Genomic DNA, 19,169 nt, shown 5'->3' with positions numbered 1-19,169 from the left:
AAATCATCTCATTTTTATCAAGTGACTATTTTTACTGCAACCCAAAAATAAAAAGAATTGACGTAATAAACATCACGCCAATTCTAATTTTTTATTTTAGATTACTCTGATTTTGCTCGGGTAGGCTCAGAATATACATGGCTAATCGCACTATGATGTCCTGCTGCCCCTTTACCGTGAAAATAATAGCGAGAATCTTGCCATTCAGTAATTGGGAAAGCTTCTGGCATTTCATCACTCGCTTTCGCCAAAGTCATCTCTGCTTTTGTATGAGTCACTGAAGAAATGGTACCTAAACGCCCATTAAACTCATAGGTACGAATAAAGGCTGGTTCATTTACAATTTCAGGCTCATTTACGGTAATCGTTGACTCAATAGACTCAACCGTTTCTTGAGGTTTATGAGAATTTAAACGCTCTAAAGATTCTTGTACTTTTTTCTGTACAGACTCATTAGCTGGCTGAGTAATAAAATCTAATGCTGGTTTTACTTCAAGAGATTTTTCTTCAACCACAATCCCCATTGCTGGCGTGATAAAACCTTTTTTAGTTTTTTCTTGCTCAAGCAATTCATCCACAGATAAGAAATTATTTTCTTTCGGAGTGTTCACTGTTGAATAGTCCACCCAAGCTTTTCCACTTGCCAATTCAGGTGAAGCCACTGCAGCAAATAATGGCATTGGCGATTTTGGCTCTTGATTACGGCGACGACGTTGATTATTCGCTGCACGTAAATGACGTGGAGTGCGGCGTTGGCGATCTTGACGTTCAGAACGTTCTTGGTTTTGACGAACTGGTTTTTCATCATCTTGAACGGACTGAACTTCGACAACCTCCACTTCTGGCATTTGTTCAACAATGCTTTCGTTATTTTCAACAACCACCTCATTATCTTCAACGCGCACGCGTTTACGTAAATCACGACGTTGACGGCGTTGAGTCACTTGCTCAGTTTTTTCATCCTGAGTCTCAAAAACAGGTGTAGAATTTACCGCACTTTCAGAGATACTTTCTTCCACTAAGTTACGACGCGGACGGCGTTGATTACGCTCGCGGATATTACGAACTTGTTCTTCGGTTCTTTCGGTTTCGTTATTTTCAGAACGTGGTCGACGAGAAGTACGGCGATCCTGTGGACGACGTTGATTACGATTAGAATTGCGCGAAGTGCGGTTATTTTTTGGTTTATTTTCTTCGGATTCAGAAGCAAACAAGCCTTTAATCTTCGCAATAATTTTCGCTAACAAAGACGGTTCATTCGATTTACGCTCAACTGGAGTCGGAGCAGCTTCAGAAATAGAAAGGGCCACTGCCGCACTTTCAACTGCGGGTTGTTCAGCAACAACGGTTGTTTCCACATTACGAGAAACAAGAGATTCCTCAGTGCTTTCATCTTTCTCACAGTGAATTTTCGCTAAGTTATAGCTCAATTCATTCACTTCTTCGCCATCGCGTAAGCGGAAAACGCTAAAGTGCGGTGTTTCCATTGCTTCATTTGGCGCAACAATAACATCTACATTGTGACGTTTTTCAATATTGCTAATTGCTTTACGTTTTTCGTTAAGAAGATAAGAAGCAATTTGTACAGGCACAATCGTATGCACTTGCTTGGTGTTTTCTTTTAATGCTTCTTCTTCGATTAAACGCAAGATAGACAAGGAAAGAGATTCGTTATCACGCACTTTACCTGTTCCTTGACAACGAGGACAAATGTGATGTGAAGACTCACCTAATGAAGGACTTAAACGCTGACGCGACATTTCTAACAAACCGAAACGAGAAATGCGGCTAATTTGAATGCGAGCACGATCTTGGCGAACGGCATCACGAATACGATTTTCCACTTCACGTTGGTGACGAACTGGCGTCATATCAATGAAATCGATAACAACTAAACCACCTAAGTCACGCAAGCGTAATTGACGCGCAATTTCATCTGCTGCCTCAAGGTTAGTATTCAATGCTGTTTCTTCAATATCACCACCACGAGTAGAACGCGCGGAGTTAATATCAATAGCAGTTAATGCTTCAGTTACATCAATAACGATTGAACCGCCAGAAGGTAAACGCACTTCACGTTGGAATGCGGACTCAATTTGAGATTCGATCTGATAGTGGCTGAAAAGAGGCACTTCACCTTGATAAAGTTTTACGCGATTGATGAAATCTGGGCGAACAAGTTTGATATGCTCTTTTGCTTTTTCAAACACTTTCGGGCTATCAATAAGGATCTCACCAATATCACGGCGCAAATAATCACGAATAGCGCGTACAATCACATCGCTTTCTTGATGAATTAAGAATGGAGCTGGACGGCTTTGTGAAGCCTGTTTAATTGCTTCCCAATGGTGAAGTAAAACTTTTAAGTCCCACTGCAACTCTTCTGGAGATTTCCCCACACCTGCAGTACGAACAATCAACCCCACGCCTTCAGGCACATCTAACGAACTTAATGCCTCTTTTAATTCAGTACGCTCATCCCCTTCGATACGACGAGAGATTCCACCTGCACGCGGATTGTTTGGCATAATGACCAAATAACTACCCGCAAGAGAAACGAAAGTGGTTAAGGCTGCGCCTTTGTTTCCGCGTTCTTCTTTATTAACTTGAACGATAACTTCTTGGCCTTCGTTCAAGATATCGCGAATATTCGGACGACCTTGGAAAACATAATCATCTGGAAAATATTCACGAGCAATTTCTTTTAATGGTAAAAAACCATGACGTTCTGCACCATAATCTACAAAAGCCGCTTCTAAGCTTGGCTCAACGCGAGTAATTTTCCCTTTGTAGATATTCGCTTTTTTTTGCTCATGTCCTGGGCTTTCAATATCCAGGTCAAATAAGCGCTGTCCGTCAACAAGTGCTACACGCAACTCTTCTTTTTGAGTCGCATTAATTAACATTCTTTTCATTGTCAATTCTCTTATTAAATTTTTAAAAGACCTCAAAATAAACCGCACTTTGCTTCGTTATCGACCTCGTGTTTCTCGCGCCAGTCAATCTCACGACTGTATGTTGCTGGGTGCATTGATAACGTTATTAAGCATAAATGTTTGCTTTATAAAACAACGCGATATTCCGCACGCGCTGCAAGCGGCTAATTTATTTTAAGAAAAATGTTGATTATCAATGTCTTATGCCGATTGCTGCATTGAGTTTTCACCAACAAAACTTATCCTTTTTTACGCAAATTCTTAGGCGCAAAAAGACGCCCTATTATCCATAGAAAACGATTAATTAGCAAGGTGAATATTACGTTCATAGAGTTACGTTAATAGTGCCTTTGTGATATGATTCGCGCCAATTTTCAAAAGGAAAAAAGATGACAGAACAAAACGAAAAAATCATTAATTCATCAGTAAAAATGCTGACAATTAGTGAAGATGAAAGCGGTCAACGTATCGATAATTATTTATTAGCAAAACTCAAAGGTGTGCCTAAAAGTTTAATTTATCGCATTGTGCGTAAAGGTGAAGTGCGGGTAAATAAAGGCCGTATTAAGCCAGAGTATAAATTGCAAACAGGTGATATCGTTCGCGTTCCGCCTGTGCGTGTGACTGAAAAAAACGATGCGTCGATTTCAAAAAATCTCAATAAAGTCGCCGCACTTGAAAATCAAATTTTGTTTGAAGATGATTGTTTGATTGTTTTAAATAAACCCTCAGGAATCGCTGTGCATGGCGGTAGTGGTTTAAATTTTGGTGTAATTGAAGCCTTGCGAGCATTGCGTCCAGAAGCGCGCTTTTTAGAACTAGTTCATCGACTGGATCGCGACACATCAGGCATTTTATTAATTGCTAAAAAACGTTCAGCATTGCGCAATTTACATGAACAACTTCGCATAAAAACTGTTCAAAAAGATTATTTAGCGTTAGTACGTGGGCAATGGCAATCCCATGTAAAAGTTGTTCAAGCACCTCTTTTGAAAAATGAATTATCCAGCGGAGAGCGCATTGTGCGTGTCAGCGAGCAAGGCAAACCATCTGAAACCCGATTTAGCATTGAAGAACGCTATACAAATGCTACGCTCGTGAAGGCTTCACCAGTAACAGGGCGTACACATCAAATTCGCGTACATACACAATATGCCGGACATCCCATTGCATTAGATGATAAATACGGCGATAAAGATTTTGATAAACAAATGAGCGAATTGGGATTGAGCCGTTTGTTCTTGCATGCCTTTTCAATTCGATTTGATCACCCTAAAAATGGTGAAACACTACGCTTCAATGCACCACTAGATCATAAAATGAAAGCAATTTTGCAAAAGTTACGGGAAAGCAAATAGACAACATTTGTGTTTATTGCTACACTTGCGCGCGGAGACAACTTGTTTCTATCAACAAAATTTCATAATAACGACAACAAAGGATAGCAAAATGGCAAAAGGACAATCTTTACAAGATCCTTATTTAAATGCGCTTCGTCGCGAACGCATTCCTGTATCAATCTACCTTGTAAACGGAATCAAACTTCAAGGTCAAATTGAATCATTCGATCAATTCGTGATTTTATTAAAAAACACTGTGAACCAAATGGTATATAAACACGCAATTTCAACCGTTGTGCCTGCGCGCTCTGTTTCTCATCACAATAGCAACCATCATGTAGCAACAACTGAAGCCGTTGAAAGCGTGGAAACTCAAGCAGAATAATCACAGCTCCATCAATGGATAATCAATATTTATTAAGTGCGGTTGAAAATTCTCTGGAAATTTCAACCGCACTTTCTTCATCTCAACAATCTGAAAAAACGCGTGATACCGCTATCGTGGTTCACGTTTTCTTTGCGCAAGATAAAAACATTGACGATCTACAAGAGTTCTTACTGCTCGCTGATTCTGCCAATGTAGATGTATTGGATACAATCACCACAAGCCGTAGCACTCCTCAAGCTAAATATTTTGTAGGTGAGGGAAAAGCTCAAGAAATTGCAGATGCAGTGCAATCACATAATGCTGATGTTGTGCTTTTTAACCATCAATTAACCCCAGCACAAACACGTAACTTAGAAAGTTTATGTCATTGTCGAGTAGTCGATCGCACTGGCGTCATTTTAGATATTTTTGCCCAACGAGCGCGTTCTCATGAGGGGAAATTACAGGTTGAACTTGCGCAACTAAAACACTTATCCACTCGATTAGTTCGTCGAAAAACAGGCTTAGATCAACAAAAAGGTGCGGTAGGATTACGCGGACCCGGTGAAACTCAATTAGAAACGGATCGTCGTTTGATTAAAGTGCGCATTTCTCAATTACAAAATCGATTGGCAAAAGTAGAGAAACAGCGCAATCAAAATCGCCAAACACGCCAAAAAGCAGACATTCCAACAATTTCACTTGTTGGCTACACCAATGCAGGGAAATCAACCTTATTTAATCGTTTAACCAACGCAGAGGTTTATGCCGCAGATCAGCTTTTTGCAACATTAGATCCAACTTTACGAAAATTACAGATTCAAGATGTAGGTACAGCAATTTTAGCGGATACAGTAGGATTTGTTCGACAGCTTCCACATGATCTTGTTTCAGCCTTTAAATCGACTTTACAAGAAACGGTAGAAGCCAGCCTATTACTCCACATCATTGATGCCGCTGACTCGCGAAAACAAGAAAATATCGATGCCGTCAATGATGTGCTAGAAGAAATTGGTGCAGGACAAGTGCCAGTGCTATTGGTATATAACAAAATTGATTTGTTAGAAAATGTTATACCGCATATCGAATACAATGATGAAAATCAGCCTATTGCAGTCTATCTCTCTGCGCAAGATGAGTTGGGTATTCATTTATTGTTTGAAGCTATTAAAGTGCGGTTAAAAAACGAGATACTTTCTCTTTCTTTAACTTTACAACCACACGAAGGCAAACTTCGCCATGCTTTTTATCAACTTGATTGTGTACGCCATGAACAAATTTCTGAACAAGGAGAATTCTTGTTAGATGTGCAGATTGATAAGATTATGTGGTTAAAGTTATGTAAGCAATTTTCTAAGTTAGCAGATATTAAAATACAATCGGACAATGCCTAATTTATAGAAAATTATTTTCCAATTCCATATTGTTTCAATTTATTCGCAATCGCAGTATGGGAAACGCCTAAACGTTGAGCTAATTTTCTCGTGCTTGGATATTCTGCATAAAATAATTTTAGAACTTGTGCCTCATAAGAACCGATAATTTCATCTAAGGTTTTATTTTCAAATTCATCCAAAGAAATCACCGCACTTTGTGGCGGAGCAAGATTTAAACTTTCGATAGTTAAATGATTATCTTGTACCAGAGAGCAGGCACGATAAAGAGTGTTATAAAGTTCACGAACATTCCCTTTCCAATCATATTTCTGCAAATAAAGAAGAAAATCTTTATCAAAGGTTGGTTTTGCAATTTTTAATTCTTCACTGATTTCCTGTAAAAAACCTTGTGCCAGTGGCTTGATATCAGCCATTCGTTCACATAATGCTGGAACATTAATAGTGAGAACATTTAAGCGATGAAACAAATCAGCACGAACTTTACCTTGATCAACAAGCAAATGGAGTGGAACCTGTGATGTGCAAATCACTCGTACGTTTGCATGATGTTCCTTCTCTTCACCTACTCGGCGGAAAGATCCATCTGTTAAAAAACGTAATAATTTAGCCTGTAAACCCAATGAAAGTTCTGCGATGCCATCTAGTAATACGGTTCCCTCATTCGCGTATTCAAAAAAACCAATGGTTTCACTGTCTCCAACTTTTCTACCAAACATTTCACTTTCTGCATCTTCATCAGGCAACCCCGCACAGTTTACTGCGATAAATTTTTTATCTCGACGTAAACTCTGGTAATGACAGGCTTTCGCCAACAAATCTTTTCCACTTCCAGTTTCGCCTTGAATTAACAAAGGCGCATCAAACATAGCAAAACGTTTTGCGTTTTCTACCGCACTTTTCATGGATTCACTTTGCACAATAAAACAATCGAAAGGTTTTTGAGGATCAAATTTGAAGGTTGTCATATATCGGAAATATGAGAGAAATAATATGTGATTATAATAGTTTTTTGACACAAAAGTGTAAACATTATTTTACATATGGGAAAAATAAAAATCTGGTAAATTTTGATTTTAGTTACTGATCCATAATGGCAATCGTATAGTAACAGCAAGCCCGCCTAGTGGGCTTTTTTCAGCCCAGACCTTTCCTTGATGCTCCTGAACAACATTAGACACAATCGCCAATCCAAGTCCTGTTCCGCCAGTCGTTCTAGTTCGCGTTTCATCAACTCGATAAAACGGTTTGAAGATTTTTTCAAATTCATCTGGATGCACTCCAGATCCGTTGTCATCTATACGGATCCTGAGAAATTCTTCTTCTTCTTCTTCTTCTTCTTGTATAAAAATATGAAGTTCGATCTTATCCTTGGTGTATTTGAGTGCATTTGTCACGATATTTTCAACCGCACTTTCCAGCAATCTAAAATTGCCGTTAAGTTGTAATTCATTTTTGGGTAAACGAATATTTGTGAGAAACGTTATACCTCGTTGCTCTGCCTCAAATTTGGCATCGTTGATAATATCAGTCCAAAGCGTATTGGCATAAAAAATATCCCGTTCAACTTGACTATTCATTTGATGGCGTGAAAGTAGAAGTAGCTCACTAATCATTTTATCCATTCGCCCTATTTCTCTTTCAATGCGTTTTACGCTCTCTGTTTCGCCACATTCATGGCGAACAAGCGCTGTAGCCAACTGTAAACGAGTGAGTGGTGTTTTTAATTCATGTGAAATAGATGAAAGTAGTGTTTGTTGATTAGAGATTAGATGATCGATAGAGGCCGCCATTCGATTAAAACTTTGACCAACTTGACGTAATTCTAATGGACCATTAGCCACTAAGCTCTTATCAATTTTAAAATTGCCTAATGCTACTGAATTCGCTGCTTCTTGCAAGCGAGAAATAGGCCTAATCAGCATTCTTGTAAACCACCAAAGCAATGGGCTAGTGATTAAAAGAATAATCAAAATCAATATAATGGGTCTATCAAAAACATAATTAAAGATCTCACGCTGTGGGTTAACGTAAGAAATAAAATACAAGGCATAAGAGGCTGTATCCCCTAAATAAACCTGGAACGGCCCTGAAAGCTGAAGCTCATTAAAATTTTTACGTTTAGGTTCTGAAAAATCGCCGGATACATCTGCAAATCTTCGGATATAAGGCGCTTCCTCTGGTAATTCACCGAGAATATTTTTAGTTTTTAAATTAATCAGAACAGGTCTAGAAGGTTGAAATTTATCTGAATGTAAAACAGGAACTTCTGAAATCAGTCCTTGTAATCGACCACTACGAACGGTATTCAGGATTTCTTTTTGATAATTAACAATATCTGATTCTTCTAGAGGGGAATAGAGTCTAAGATCGAGATTGGGTACCATGATCACAAGGCTCATCATGATAAAAAAAGAAAACCAGAACAGAGCAAATATTCTGATTGCAAGTTGATTTAAACTAAAAAGACTACGCAATTTCATAAAACTAAGTGACTAAAAGGTATCCTTTTCCGCGTAAGGTTCTCAACCAAGGCAATTTGCTTTCTCGCTCTGGTAATTTGCGTCTCAAATTAGATATATGCATATCAAGAGAGCGGTCGAACGGACTTAATGTTTTTCCTAGCACTTCTAAACTTAATTCTTCACGAGTAACAATATCCCCCTTTAATTCTATTAATCGCTGAAGGATCTTAAACTCATAATCGGTTAAATTTAAGTTTTCCTCACCATACATCGCAGTTTGGCGAGTCAAATATAAGGTTACGTTCTCAAAAGATAATATTTCTTTTTTATCGTCAACATTATTTGATGGCGACACACTTCGACGCAAAATCGCTCTAATTCTTGCAACTAATTCACGATCATTAAATGGTTTAGGCAAGTAATCATCCGCACCCAATTCTAAGCCTAATACGCGATCGATATCATCGCCTTTTGCTGTAAGCATCATCACTGCCACATTAGAGACTTTACGAATTTCTTTTAATGTATCAAGACCATTTAGTTTCGGCATCATCACATCAAGTAAAACCAACTCATGGCTTTCATCAAGTTTTTGTAATGCCTCTAATCCATTATTTGCTGTTTGAACATCAAACCCTTCTAGCGTTAAAAGGGATGAAAGTAATTCCGTCAATTCAACATCGTCATCAACGAGCAAGAGTTTTGACATTGGGGATTCCTTTTTATCAATAGTTCTTGTTGTAGTGCGGTGAAAATAGAAAGATTATTTCCAGAATTGCCACCAGCTTGATTTTGCTTTCTCACCAGTTTGAATAATGGTGTTGTTTTCGCCTTGTTGCGAAACTTCTGGCAAAGGTTTATCAAGATTGGTTTCTGTCACCATACCACGTTGATCAAATTTTACCGTGAAAGTGTGTTGAACAGGTGTTTCATAAGCACGTTGTTGTAAGAACACATAGTACCAAGTCTGACTATTATAAGGATCGATTAATACTGGCGTCCCCAACAAATATTGTACTTGTTGAGCAGTCATGCCTTCTTTAACTTGAGCAACTGTAGTCGCTTCTAAATAGTTGCCTTGTGGTACATCAATTCGATATACAACTTTTTCAACGGTGGAACAAGAGGCGACGCTTAATGCTAAAAAGGTTGCGCCTAAAAGTGTTTTAACTTGCATTTTCTTTACCTTATTTGTGCAAAAGTACTGTCAAATAATACCCAAGTTTGAGCATATTTCCAAATTAATTCTCTGATTTTAAAGCCTTTTGTAATTGATCTTTTAAATTCGGCGGTAAACCCTTGATAGTAAGCGTATCCGTCATTGGTTCCCATTGAATTCGAGTATTCAATAAATCAGCATCGAAACTAATACTCATCCCCTTTCCTGAACCAGTGAATTTCGTTAGGGATTTTAAAGTTGAACGTACTGGCGGAATGCTGTCTTCCAAGCCATAATTCTGTTCTCCCGCAAAGGTAACAAAAGGCTGTTCGTTTAGAGTGGGTAAGGAATCAGAAAGTTCCTGCAATTCAATTTCATCACCGCCTGCAAGTTGAGCTTTGCAATATTCAAACACTTGTTTTTTCACCGCTTGAGTTTGCTCTTTGTTGAGTTCGCCTTGATCGCAGTAATCACTCACTGCTTGCAATAAACACTGATTTTGTACTTGTGGATTTAATCCTTCTTCGGCACCTAAAAAATCCATGAAAAAATCACTAATTTTTCGACCAACACGGCCTTTTATGAAAGTTAAATAACGATTGGAGTTTGCATTCACCTGCAAATCCGTCAAATTAACTCTTGCCGCAATATCAAACTGAGTAATATCAAGATATTCTGTACGGCGAATATCTAAATGCTCATCGACTAACATACTATGACGGCTATCAAGCAATGCAATAAACAAGTAATCTGTCGCTAAGAAATTATATTGGCATAAAATCAAGGTTCCACTGTCTGCAAAGTTATATTTACCCAGCTCATCTGCAAGCAATTTTGTTGAATATTGACTAAAACCTAAAAACTCAATTTCTTGTTCCAATAAACGATTTAAATGTTGTGCAAAGATAGACTTTTCCTGAAACACACCAAAAGCCTTCGCTTTATTTTGATAGCCTTGATGAAGTTGCAACATCATTTGTTCTACTTCTGGCGTAATTGACAGCAACTCATCGCGTAATACGCTTTCCATTTTTATGCTGTCGCCATCCACATTTTTGACTAACTGATGCAAAACAATTTGATTAACAGTAATACTCATTTTTGTCACCTTTGAAAAATTTGCCGCAAATTATAACCGCACTTTTTCAGCAAGAAAAAAGAAATTATTTAGGTTCTACCAAATAATCGGGTATCATAAGCCAAATTTTTTGTTTTATTTTTAACATTATGGCTCAACATTCTAAATATTCTGATGCTCAATTAAGTGCAATTGTAAACGATATGATCACAGTGCTAGAAAAGCATAAAGCCCCTGTAGATCTATCCTTAATCGCACTGGGTAACATGGCGAGTAATTTATTAACCACCAGTGTGCCGCAAACTCAACGCGAGGCATTAGCTCAAGCGTTTTCAAATTCCTTAATTAATGCGGTAAAAACACGTTAATATGAAATGGATTAAAAAAGGCACCTTCAGCGGCAAACAATACCGCGATGACGTTTCACGAAAAATTTCGTGGGGCCATTGGTTTGCCTTTTTTAATATTATTGTTGCTATTCTTATTGGCACTCGTTATGCCTTTATCATTGACTGGCCAGATACTCTCGCAGGAAAACTTTATTTCTTTGTGAGTTTGCTCGGGCATTTCAGTTTCAATGTTTTTGCGTTGTACTTACTCATTGTCTTTCCACTGAGTTTTATTGTTAAAAATAACCGCACTTTTCGCGGATTAACCGTAATTTTTTCCACGATTTGTACAACCTTACTATTATTTGATACCGCCGTTTTCAATCGTTTTAATCTACATTTATCATCTATTGTATGGAATTTGCTGGTCAATCCAGAAAATGGTGAAATGTCACGCGATTGGCAAATATTCTTTGCACCAATGCCAATAATTTTACTGGCACAAATGTTATTTTCTCGCTGGAGTTGGGAAAAATTACGCAGTCTTGAACGCCAAAAATGGCTAAAAGGTACCGGTATATTCTTAACTGCAACATTCATTGCGACGCATTTAATTTATGCTTGGGCAGATGCTTATTTGTATCGTCCTATCACCATGCAACGATCTAATTTCCCTTTATCTTATCCAATGACAGCTCGTTCTTTTTTAGAAAAACACGGTTTCTTAGATGGAGAGGAATATACGCAAAAATTGGCGCAAGAAGGCCGTTTAGATGCCTTAAAAATTGATTATCCGAAAAAAGAACTCACTTATGCACCAATTACGCATAAACCTAATATTCTGATCGTAACGGTTTCAGGTTTGCGCCATGATGCGATTTCTAGTGAAAAGATGCCAAAACTTGCTGAATTTGCAACAAGTTCAACGGAATTCACTAATCATTACAGCACAGGTAATAGTAATAACGCAGGCTTGATTGGGTTATTTTACGGACTAAATGCAAATTACACCGATAGCATTTTAAGCAATCATACCCAATCTGTTTTAATCGAAAAATTACGTGCTGAAAATTATCAGTTAGGTTTATTTTCTGCTACAAATTTCAAAGATAGCGTCTTCCGCCAAGCATTATTTCGTGAAATGAAACTTTCATCGAATAAAACCAACAAACCAAATAATGAAAGTGCGGTAAAGAATCTCAATGATTTTATTAAAGCACAAAAAACTGACTCACCTTGGTTTGCTTATTTAGACTTAGCCTTGGAGGCTAAAAAACCATCAGATTATGACCGCACTTTGCAAGACATTGATTCTCTTTTAGCAAAAGCGTTAGAAAGTACACCGCTTGAAAATGCATTAGTTATCATCACATCAGAGCATGGTTTAACCTTTAATGAAATGAATGAAAAAGAGCGAGAAAACTACTTTGGGCGCGATGAAGTTCAAGTGCCATTGCTTGTATATTGGAAAGATTTACCAGTAGGCAAACAAAATGGATTAAGTAATCATGCGGATATTTTCTCTGCATTAATGCAAACAGTATTCCGTGTAGAAAACCCGTTGATGGATTATAGTCAGGGACGTAATCTCTTTGATCTTAAAGGGGATGATTGGGTACTTGCCTCTAATTTCCATTGGAATGTAGTGATTCAACCTGATGGAACACAATATCACATTGATCGCAAAGGTAATTACAAAAAATTCGATAAGGATTATATCGAGCAATCTTCAGACAGACCGCCACTTGGAATCTTCTTAGAAGCCTTCCAATTACAAAATTTCTTCTTTGAAAAATAATCTATAAGGGCATAAAAGAATAGATTTTTTGCCCTTAAGCCTTTATACTCACGATTCAGTTTAAGACTGAAAAATGTTATTAATGAAAATCCGTGAGTTTTTCATAACATTATCATAATGCTTCTCGCCGTACTTACAGCACCTTTCAATTAATACATTCTCGTCTTTTTATCCTTTCTTTTTTACGGAGTTTGTATGAAAAGCCATGTTCGTAGTTTTAAAACCTATATTCGCGATGAAATTATCAAAAAAGGCGGATGGGTAAATGCCCATGCACATGCTGACCGCGCTTTTACGATGACGCCAGAGAAAATTGGGATTTATCATAGTAGTAATTTGCAACAAAAATGGGATTTAGTGGATGAAGTAAAACGCACTTCCAGTGTTGATGATTATTACGCACGTTTTTGCCAGTCTATTGAATTAATGATATCCCAAGGTGTAACCGCATTTGGTACTTTTGTCGATATAGACCCAATTTGTGAAGATCGTGCAATTATTGCCGCCCACAAAGCTCGTGAAGTGTATAAACATGACATTATTTTGAAATTTGCCAATCAAACTTTAAAAGGGGTAATAGAACCCACTGCGCGTAAATGGTTTGATATTGGTGCAGAAATGGTAGATATGATTGGTGGCTTACCATATCGTGATGAATTGGATTATGGACGTGGCCTAGAGGCGATGGATATCTTGTTAGATAAGGCCAAATCTCTTGGAATTATGTGTCATGTACATGTCGACCAATTCAACAATCCAAGTGAAAAAGAAACTGAGCAACTTTGCGACAAAACCGTTGAACACGGAATGGAGGGGCGAGTTGTGGGTATCCACGGTATTTCCATTGGCTCACATTCGAAAGAATATCGCTACAAACTTTACGAAAAAATGCGTAAAGCCAAAATGATGATGATAGCCTGTCCGATGGCATGGATTGACAGTAATCGCAAAGAAGATCTTATGCCATTCCATAATGCACTCACGCCAGCAGATGAAATGATTCCCGAAGGTATCACTGTTGCCCTAGGCACAGATAATATTTGTGATTATATGGTTCCTCTATGTGAAGGTGATTTATGGCAAGAATTAAGCCTATTAGCTGCGGGTTGCCGTTTCCCACACTTAGATGAAATGGTCAACATCGCAAGTATTAACGGTCGTAAAGTGTTAGGACTAGAGCCAATTTAGCTTTTTATTCCGCCCAATCAAAAGTGCGGTCAAAATGGGCAACATTTAAAAGTTGATTCAAAAATCTAGCTTTTAAATGTTGCCCATTTTCGTTGTACTTTTGTGTTTTTTAACTTGCCAAAAAACAAAAAATAAATAAAATGAACGCTCATTCATTTTTGAGCAATTATTGCTCCTTATTTTACTCAAGGATCTTATGCGACAAGCTAAAACAGACTTAGCTGAACAGATTTTTTCAGCGACAGATCGTTTAATGGCAAAAGAAGGGTTGAATCAGCTGTCTATGCACAAACTTGCGAAAGAAGCAAATGTAGCCGCAGGAACGATTTACCTTTATTTCAAAAACAAAGATGAGTTGCTTGAACAATTTGCACACAGAGTGTTTTCAATGTTTATGGCAACGCTTGAAAAAGATTTTGATGAATCTAAGCCTTTTTTCGAACAGTATCGACAAATGTGGAAAAACATTTGGTATTTCTTACAAGAAAATCCCACCATTCTATCCAATTTAAAGCAATATGAATCTTTGCCTAATTTCAAGGATATTTGTAAAAACGTTAAAAATTGCCGTTGGGATTTATTTTGTCATCAAGCACAAAAAGCTGGCTTATTAGCTGAATTATCTGAAGATATTCTCTTTTTATTAAGTTTGAAAATGGCGATAAATTTAGCCTCTGATGCAAAATTTATCGATTTCGATCTTAAGCCTGAAATTTTAGAATCTGTGATTGAACGCTCTTGGCGTGCGATTCAGAAATAATTGTTGTTATTTTTATAACGGAGCTTTAAACATGAGTCAAACTCAACATCAAAGACCAAAACGCTCACATATTTTCTTTATGAAAATAATTTTAGTGGTATTTGTCTTAATTTTTGCCAGTGTCATCGGTTTTAATATGATAAAAGGTGTAATGATAAGCCGAGCCATTGCGGGAATGCCAGAACCTTCAAGCCCAGTGACCGCACTTGAAGTACAACCTCGTGAATGGACGCCAGTTATTAACACAACAGGTCTTGTGCGTCCAAATCAAGGTGCGATGCTCAGTACACAAAATGCAGGTACGATTTCTCAAGTGCTCGTGCAAAATGGCCAACAAGTGAAAAAAGGCGATTTACTCATTGAACTCGACAGTTCAGTAGAACATGCTAGCCTTCAAGCTGCACAGGCACAACTCCCAGCTCTTCGCCAAACTTATCAACGTTATGTGAATTTATTGAAAAGCAATGCTGTTTCACGACAAGAAATGGATAACGCAAAAGCTGCTTATGACGCGCAACTAGCCAATATTGAATCTCTAAAAGCAGCAATTGAACGCCGTAAAATCGTTGCACCATTTGATGGTAAAGCAGGTATTGTGAAAGTAAACGTTGGTCAATATGTGAATGTTGGAACAGAAATTGTGCGTGTAGAAGATACTAGCTCAATGAAAGTGGATTTTGCCCTTTCACAAAATGATTTAGATAAATTGCATATCGGTCAACGCGTCACAGCAACAACCGATGCTCGCTTGGGCGAAACATTTTCAGCTCGAATCACGGCTATTGAACCCGCTATTAATTCATCAACAGGTTTAGTTGATGTTCAGGCCACATTTGATCCTGAAGATGGACGTAAATTGCTTTCAGGTATGTTCTCTCGCTTACGCATAGCGCTTCCAACTGAAACAAATCAAGTTGTCGTTCCACAAGTAGCTATTAGCTACAACATGTATGGTGAAATTGCTTACTTACTCACACCATTATCTAATGAAGACAAAGAGAAAATGGCAGAGAATAAAAAATTAGATCGTTTATATCGAGCAAAACAAATCACTGTATTTACGAAAGATCGCCAAGGCATTTATTCTCAATTACAAGGTAATGAAGTAAAACCTGGTGATAAGATTATCACTGGTGGTCAACAAGGTATCGGCAATGGCAGTCTTGTAGAATGGATTGAAAAAGACATTGTAGGTGCAACAGAGCCAGTAAATAAAACTAACCTTTAATTAACTAGGAAATACGAATGAAATTTACCGATATATTTATTCGTCGTCCTGTTTTAGCGATTTCAATTAGCTTGCTTATTATTATTTTAGGTTTGCAAGCCATTTCGAAATTGGCAGTGCGTGAATACCCTAAAATGACCACCACGGTAATTACGGTAACAACCGCCTACCCTGGTGCCGATGCAAATCTAATTCAAGCATTTGTTACTTCTACATTAGAAGAATCTATCGCCCAAGCAGATAACATTGACTATATGTCATCCAGCAGTGCGCCAAATTCATCGACTATTACAGTCAAAATGAAACTGAATACCGATCCTGCTGGAGCACTTGCTGATGTATTGGCAAAAGTAAATGCTGTGCGTTCTGAATTACCAAGTGGAATTGAAGCACCAAGCGTCGCATCTTCCTCTGGTGGTACGGGGATTATGTATATAAGTTTCCGCTCCAACAAACTCGACTCAAGTCAAGTAACTGACTACATTAATCGTGTAGTCAAACCTCAATTCTTTACGATTGAAGGCGTGGCTGGAGTACAAGTATTTGGTGCAGCGGAATATGCATTACGTATTTGGCTAGATCCTCAAAAAATGGCGTCACAAAATCTTTCTGCGCCAACAGTAATGTCTGCCCTTTCTGCAAATAATGTACAAACTGCGGCTGGTAATGATAACGGCTACTATGTCACTTACCGCAACAAAGTTGAAACAACGACCAAATCCGTTGAGCAATTAGGTAACTTAATTGTTGCTTCTCGTGGTGATGATTTAGTACGCCTACGCGATATTGCGACCATTGAATTGAACAAAGAAAGCGATAATTCTCGTGCAACTGCAAATGGTGCAGATTCTGTTGTATTAGGCATTAATCCAACCTCATCGGCTAACCCATTAACCGTTGCAGAAAAAATCCGACCGCTCTTTGAAAATATTAAAAAGCAACTACCGGATAGTATGGAAACTGACATTCTTTATGACAGTACTATTGCGATTAATAGTTCAATCCATGAAGTAATTAAAACTATTGTGGAAGCAACTGTTATTGTATTAGTTGTTATTTTGATGTTTATCGGATCGCTTCGCGCAATTTTAATTCCAGTTCTCACCATTCCGATTTCGTTGATCGGTGTTTTAATGATGCTACAAAGTTTAGATTTTTCTATTAACTTAATGACATTATTAGCACTTATTCTCGCTATTGGTTTAGTCGTAGATGATGCGATTGTGGTGTTAGAAAACGTAGATCGCCATATTAAAGAAGGAGAAACACCATTCCGCGCTGCAATTATTGGTACTCGTGAAATTGCCGTGCCTGTAATTTCTATGACCATCGCATTGATCGCAGTTTATTCACCAATGGCTTTAATGGGTGGCATTACTGGCACATTGTTTAAAGAGTTTGCTTTAACCCTTGCTGGTGCGGTATTTATTTCTGGTATCGTGGCATTAACTTTATCGCCAATGATGAGTAGTAAGTTACTCAAATCTAATGCTAAACCAACATGGATGGAAGAACGCGTAGAACATACCTTAGGTAAAGTAAATCGTATTTACGAATACATGCTTGATCTCGTCATGCTCAATCGTAAATCAATGCTGGCTTTTGCGGTGGTGATTTTCTCCACGCTCCCATTTTTGTTTAATTCACTTTCTAGTGAATTAACGCCAAATGAAGATAAGGGTGCATTTATTGCGATTGGTAACGCGCCATCTAGTGTGAATGTGGATTACATTCAAAATGCAATGCAACCATATATGAAAAATGTAATGGAAACACCTGAAGTCTCTTTTGGTATGAGCATTGCTGGCGCGCCAACTTCTAATAGCTCGTTAAATATCATCACATTGAAAGACTGGAAAGAACGCTCACGCAAGCAATCTGCCGTAATGAATGAAATCAACGCAAAAGCGAAATCAATTCCAGAAGTCTCCGTATCTGCATTTAACTTTCCTGAAATTGATACAGGGGAACAAGGCCCTCCAATCGCTATTGTGTTAAAAACTGCTCAAGATTATAAATCGTTGGCAAATACCGCAGAAAAATTCCTCAGTGCGATGAAAGCCTCGGGTAAATTTATTTATACAAATTTAGATTTGACCTATGACACGGCGCAAATGACAATTTCAGTCGATAAAGAGAAAGCAGGTACTTACGGTATCACGATGCAACAAATCAGTAATACTTTAGGCAGTTTCTTATCTGGAGCAACAATTACACGAGTCGATGTGGATGGACGTGCTTATAAAGTCATTTCGCAAGTCAAACGTGATGACCGTTTATCGCCTGAAGCATTCAAAAACTATTACTTAACAGCAAGTAATGGGCAATCTGTGCCATTAAGCAGTTTAATCACGATGAAGCTAGAAACACAACCAACATCATTACCACATTTCAGTCAGTTAAATTCGGCTGAAATCAGTGCTGTAGCAATGCCTGGTTCATCAACGGGAGATGCTGTTGCATGGCTACAACAATATGCGACTGACAATTTACCGCAAGGCTATACGTTTGATTTTAAATCTGAAGCACGTCAATTAGTACAAGAAGGTAACGCATTAGCCGTCACTTTTGCATTGGCTGTTATCATCATATTCTTGGTACTTGCCATTCAGTTTGAATCTATACGTGACCCAATGGTAATTATGATCTCCGTACCATTAGCCGTAAGTGGTGCATTAGTGAGCTTAAATATTTTATCCTTCTTTGGCATCGCGGGAACAACATTAAATATCTACTCTCAAGTTGGATTGATTACTCTCGTAGGATTAATCACCAAACACGGTATCTTAATGTGTGAAGTGGCAAAAGAAGAGCAGCTAAACCATGGTAAAACTCGAATTGAGGCAATCACTCATGCAGCCAAAGTACGTTTACGCCCAATTCTAATGACAACGGCAGCAATGGTAGCTGGCTTAATTCCATTACTCTATGCAACAGGTGCGGGAGCGGTATCTCGCTTTAGTATGGGGATAGTGATTGTAGCGGGATTATCCATTGGTACTATTTTCACCTTGTTCGTATTGCCTGTGGTATACAGCTATGTCGCAACCGAACATAAACCATTACCGGTTTTTGATGAAAATAAAACAACCCACTAATTAAAACATAGAAAAAACAAACCGCACTT

15 protein-coding genes are annotated in these 19,169 nt (G+C 38.1%); 9 read left to right on the top strand and 6 right to left on the bottom strand.

Annotated elements, in window-relative coordinates; all coding sequences use genetic code 11:
• Positions 1–101: 101 nt before the first annotated feature.
• Positions 102–2,915, bottom strand: a complete 2,814-nt coding sequence (rne, locus tag DV427_RS05645) for a ribonuclease E (protein WP_114891606.1) — start codon at positions 2,913–2,915, stop codon at positions 102–104.
• 410 nt (positions 2,916–3,325) lie between these two features.
• Here rne and rluC point away from each other — a divergent pair, with 410 nt between their 5' ends.
• The 3 genes from rluC to hflX all read left to right on the top strand — a co-directional run bounded on the left by rluC (position 3,326) and on the right by hflX (position 6,037).
• On the top strand, positions 3,326–4,294 hold the full coding sequence (rluC, locus tag DV427_RS05640) for a 23S rRNA pseudouridine(955/2504/2580) synthase RluC (protein ID WP_114891605.1): 969 nt from the start codon (positions 3,326–3,328) through the stop codon (positions 4,292–4,294).
• Between the two features lie 91 nt (positions 4,295–4,385).
• Entirely contained in the window at positions 4,386–4,661 is a 276-nt protein-coding gene (gene hfq / locus DV427_RS05635; protein WP_005645681.1) for an RNA chaperone Hfq, read from the top strand.
• Positions 4,662–4,675: 14 nt separating this feature from the next.
• The gene (gene hflX / locus DV427_RS05630) at positions 4,676–6,037 is read left to right on the top strand and encodes a ribosome rescue GTPase HflX (protein ID WP_114891604.1); all 1,362 of its coding nucleotides are present in this window, start codon (positions 4,676–4,678) and stop codon (positions 6,035–6,037) included.
• Between the two features lie 11 nt (positions 6,038–6,048).
• On the opposite strand, the gene DV427_RS05625 is transcribed toward hflX, so the two are convergent.
• The 5 genes from DV427_RS05625 to yejK all read right to left on the bottom strand — a co-directional run bounded on the left by DV427_RS05625 (position 6,049) and on the right by yejK (position 10,760).
• Complete coding sequence (locus DV427_RS05625) at positions 6,049–7,005, bottom strand: sigma 54-interacting transcriptional regulator (protein WP_114891603.1); 957 nt, start codon at positions 7,003–7,005, stop codon at positions 6,049–6,051.
• A gap of 108 nt (positions 7,006–7,113) precedes the next feature.
• On the bottom strand, positions 7,114–8,520 hold the full coding sequence (gene cpxA / locus DV427_RS05620; RefSeq protein ID WP_114891602.1) for an envelope stress sensor histidine kinase CpxA: 1,407 nt from the start codon (positions 8,518–8,520) through the stop codon (positions 7,114–7,116).
• Between the two features lie 4 nt (positions 8,521–8,524).
• Entirely contained in the window at positions 8,525–9,211 is a 687-nt protein-coding gene (locus tag DV427_RS05615; protein ID WP_114891601.1) for a response regulator, read from the bottom strand.
• 54 nt (positions 9,212–9,265) lie between these two features.
• Entirely contained in the window at positions 9,266–9,679 is a 414-nt protein-coding gene (gene bamE, locus DV427_RS05610) for an outer membrane protein assembly factor BamE (RefSeq protein WP_005640218.1), read from the bottom strand.
• 64 nt (positions 9,680–9,743) lie between these two features.
• Positions 9,744–10,760 (bottom strand): nucleoid-associated protein YejK, encoded by a 1,017-nt coding sequence (gene yejK, locus DV427_RS05605; RefSeq protein WP_114891600.1) that lies wholly within the window; start codon positions 10,758–10,760, stop codon positions 9,744–9,746.
• Between the two features lie 128 nt (positions 10,761–10,888).
• On the opposite strand from yejK, the gene DV427_RS05600 reads away from it, so the two are divergent.
• The 6 genes from DV427_RS05600 (at position 10,889) to acrB (ending at position 19,140) form a co-directional block, all read left to right on the top strand.
• Positions 10,889–11,107, top strand: a complete 219-nt coding sequence (locus DV427_RS05600) for a YejL family protein (protein WP_005640214.1) — start codon at positions 10,889–10,891, stop codon at positions 11,105–11,107.
• Between the two features lies 1 nt (position 11,108).
• A complete protein-coding gene (locus tag DV427_RS05595; protein ID WP_114891599.1) occupies positions 11,109–12,866 on the top strand; it encodes a DUF3413 domain-containing protein in 1,758 nt (585 codons plus the stop codon).
• Between the two features lie 195 nt (positions 12,867–13,061).
• Positions 13,062–14,054, top strand: a complete 993-nt coding sequence (locus DV427_RS05590) for an amidohydrolase family protein (protein ID WP_114891598.1) — start codon at positions 13,062–13,064, stop codon at positions 14,052–14,054.
• Positions 14,055–14,250: 196 nt separating this feature from the next.
• On the top strand, positions 14,251–14,814 hold the full coding sequence (gene acrR, locus DV427_RS05585; RefSeq protein ID WP_114891597.1) for an efflux transporter AcrAB transcriptional repressor AcrR: 564 nt from the start codon (positions 14,251–14,253) through the stop codon (positions 14,812–14,814).
• Between the two features lie 31 nt (positions 14,815–14,845).
• Complete coding sequence (acrA, locus tag DV427_RS05580) at positions 14,846–16,042, top strand: multidrug efflux RND transporter periplasmic adaptor subunit AcrA (protein WP_162790267.1); 1,197 nt, start codon at positions 14,846–14,848, stop codon at positions 16,040–16,042.
• Between the two features lie 17 nt (positions 16,043–16,059).
• Positions 16,060–19,140, top strand: a complete 3,081-nt coding sequence (acrB, locus tag DV427_RS05575; RefSeq protein WP_114891596.1) for a multidrug efflux RND transporter permease subunit AcrB — start codon at positions 16,060–16,062, stop codon at positions 19,138–19,140.
• Positions 19,141–19,169 lie beyond the last annotated feature (29 nt).

Origin of the sequence: Haemophilus haemolyticus (assembly GCF_003351405.1) — a bacterium.
Taxonomy (GTDB): Bacteria; Pseudomonadota; Gammaproteobacteria; order Enterobacterales; family Pasteurellaceae; genus Haemophilus; species Haemophilus haemolyticus_N.
The sequence above is the reverse complement of the archived record's forward strand: the minus strand, read 5'-3'. Positions and strand labels throughout refer to the sequence as shown.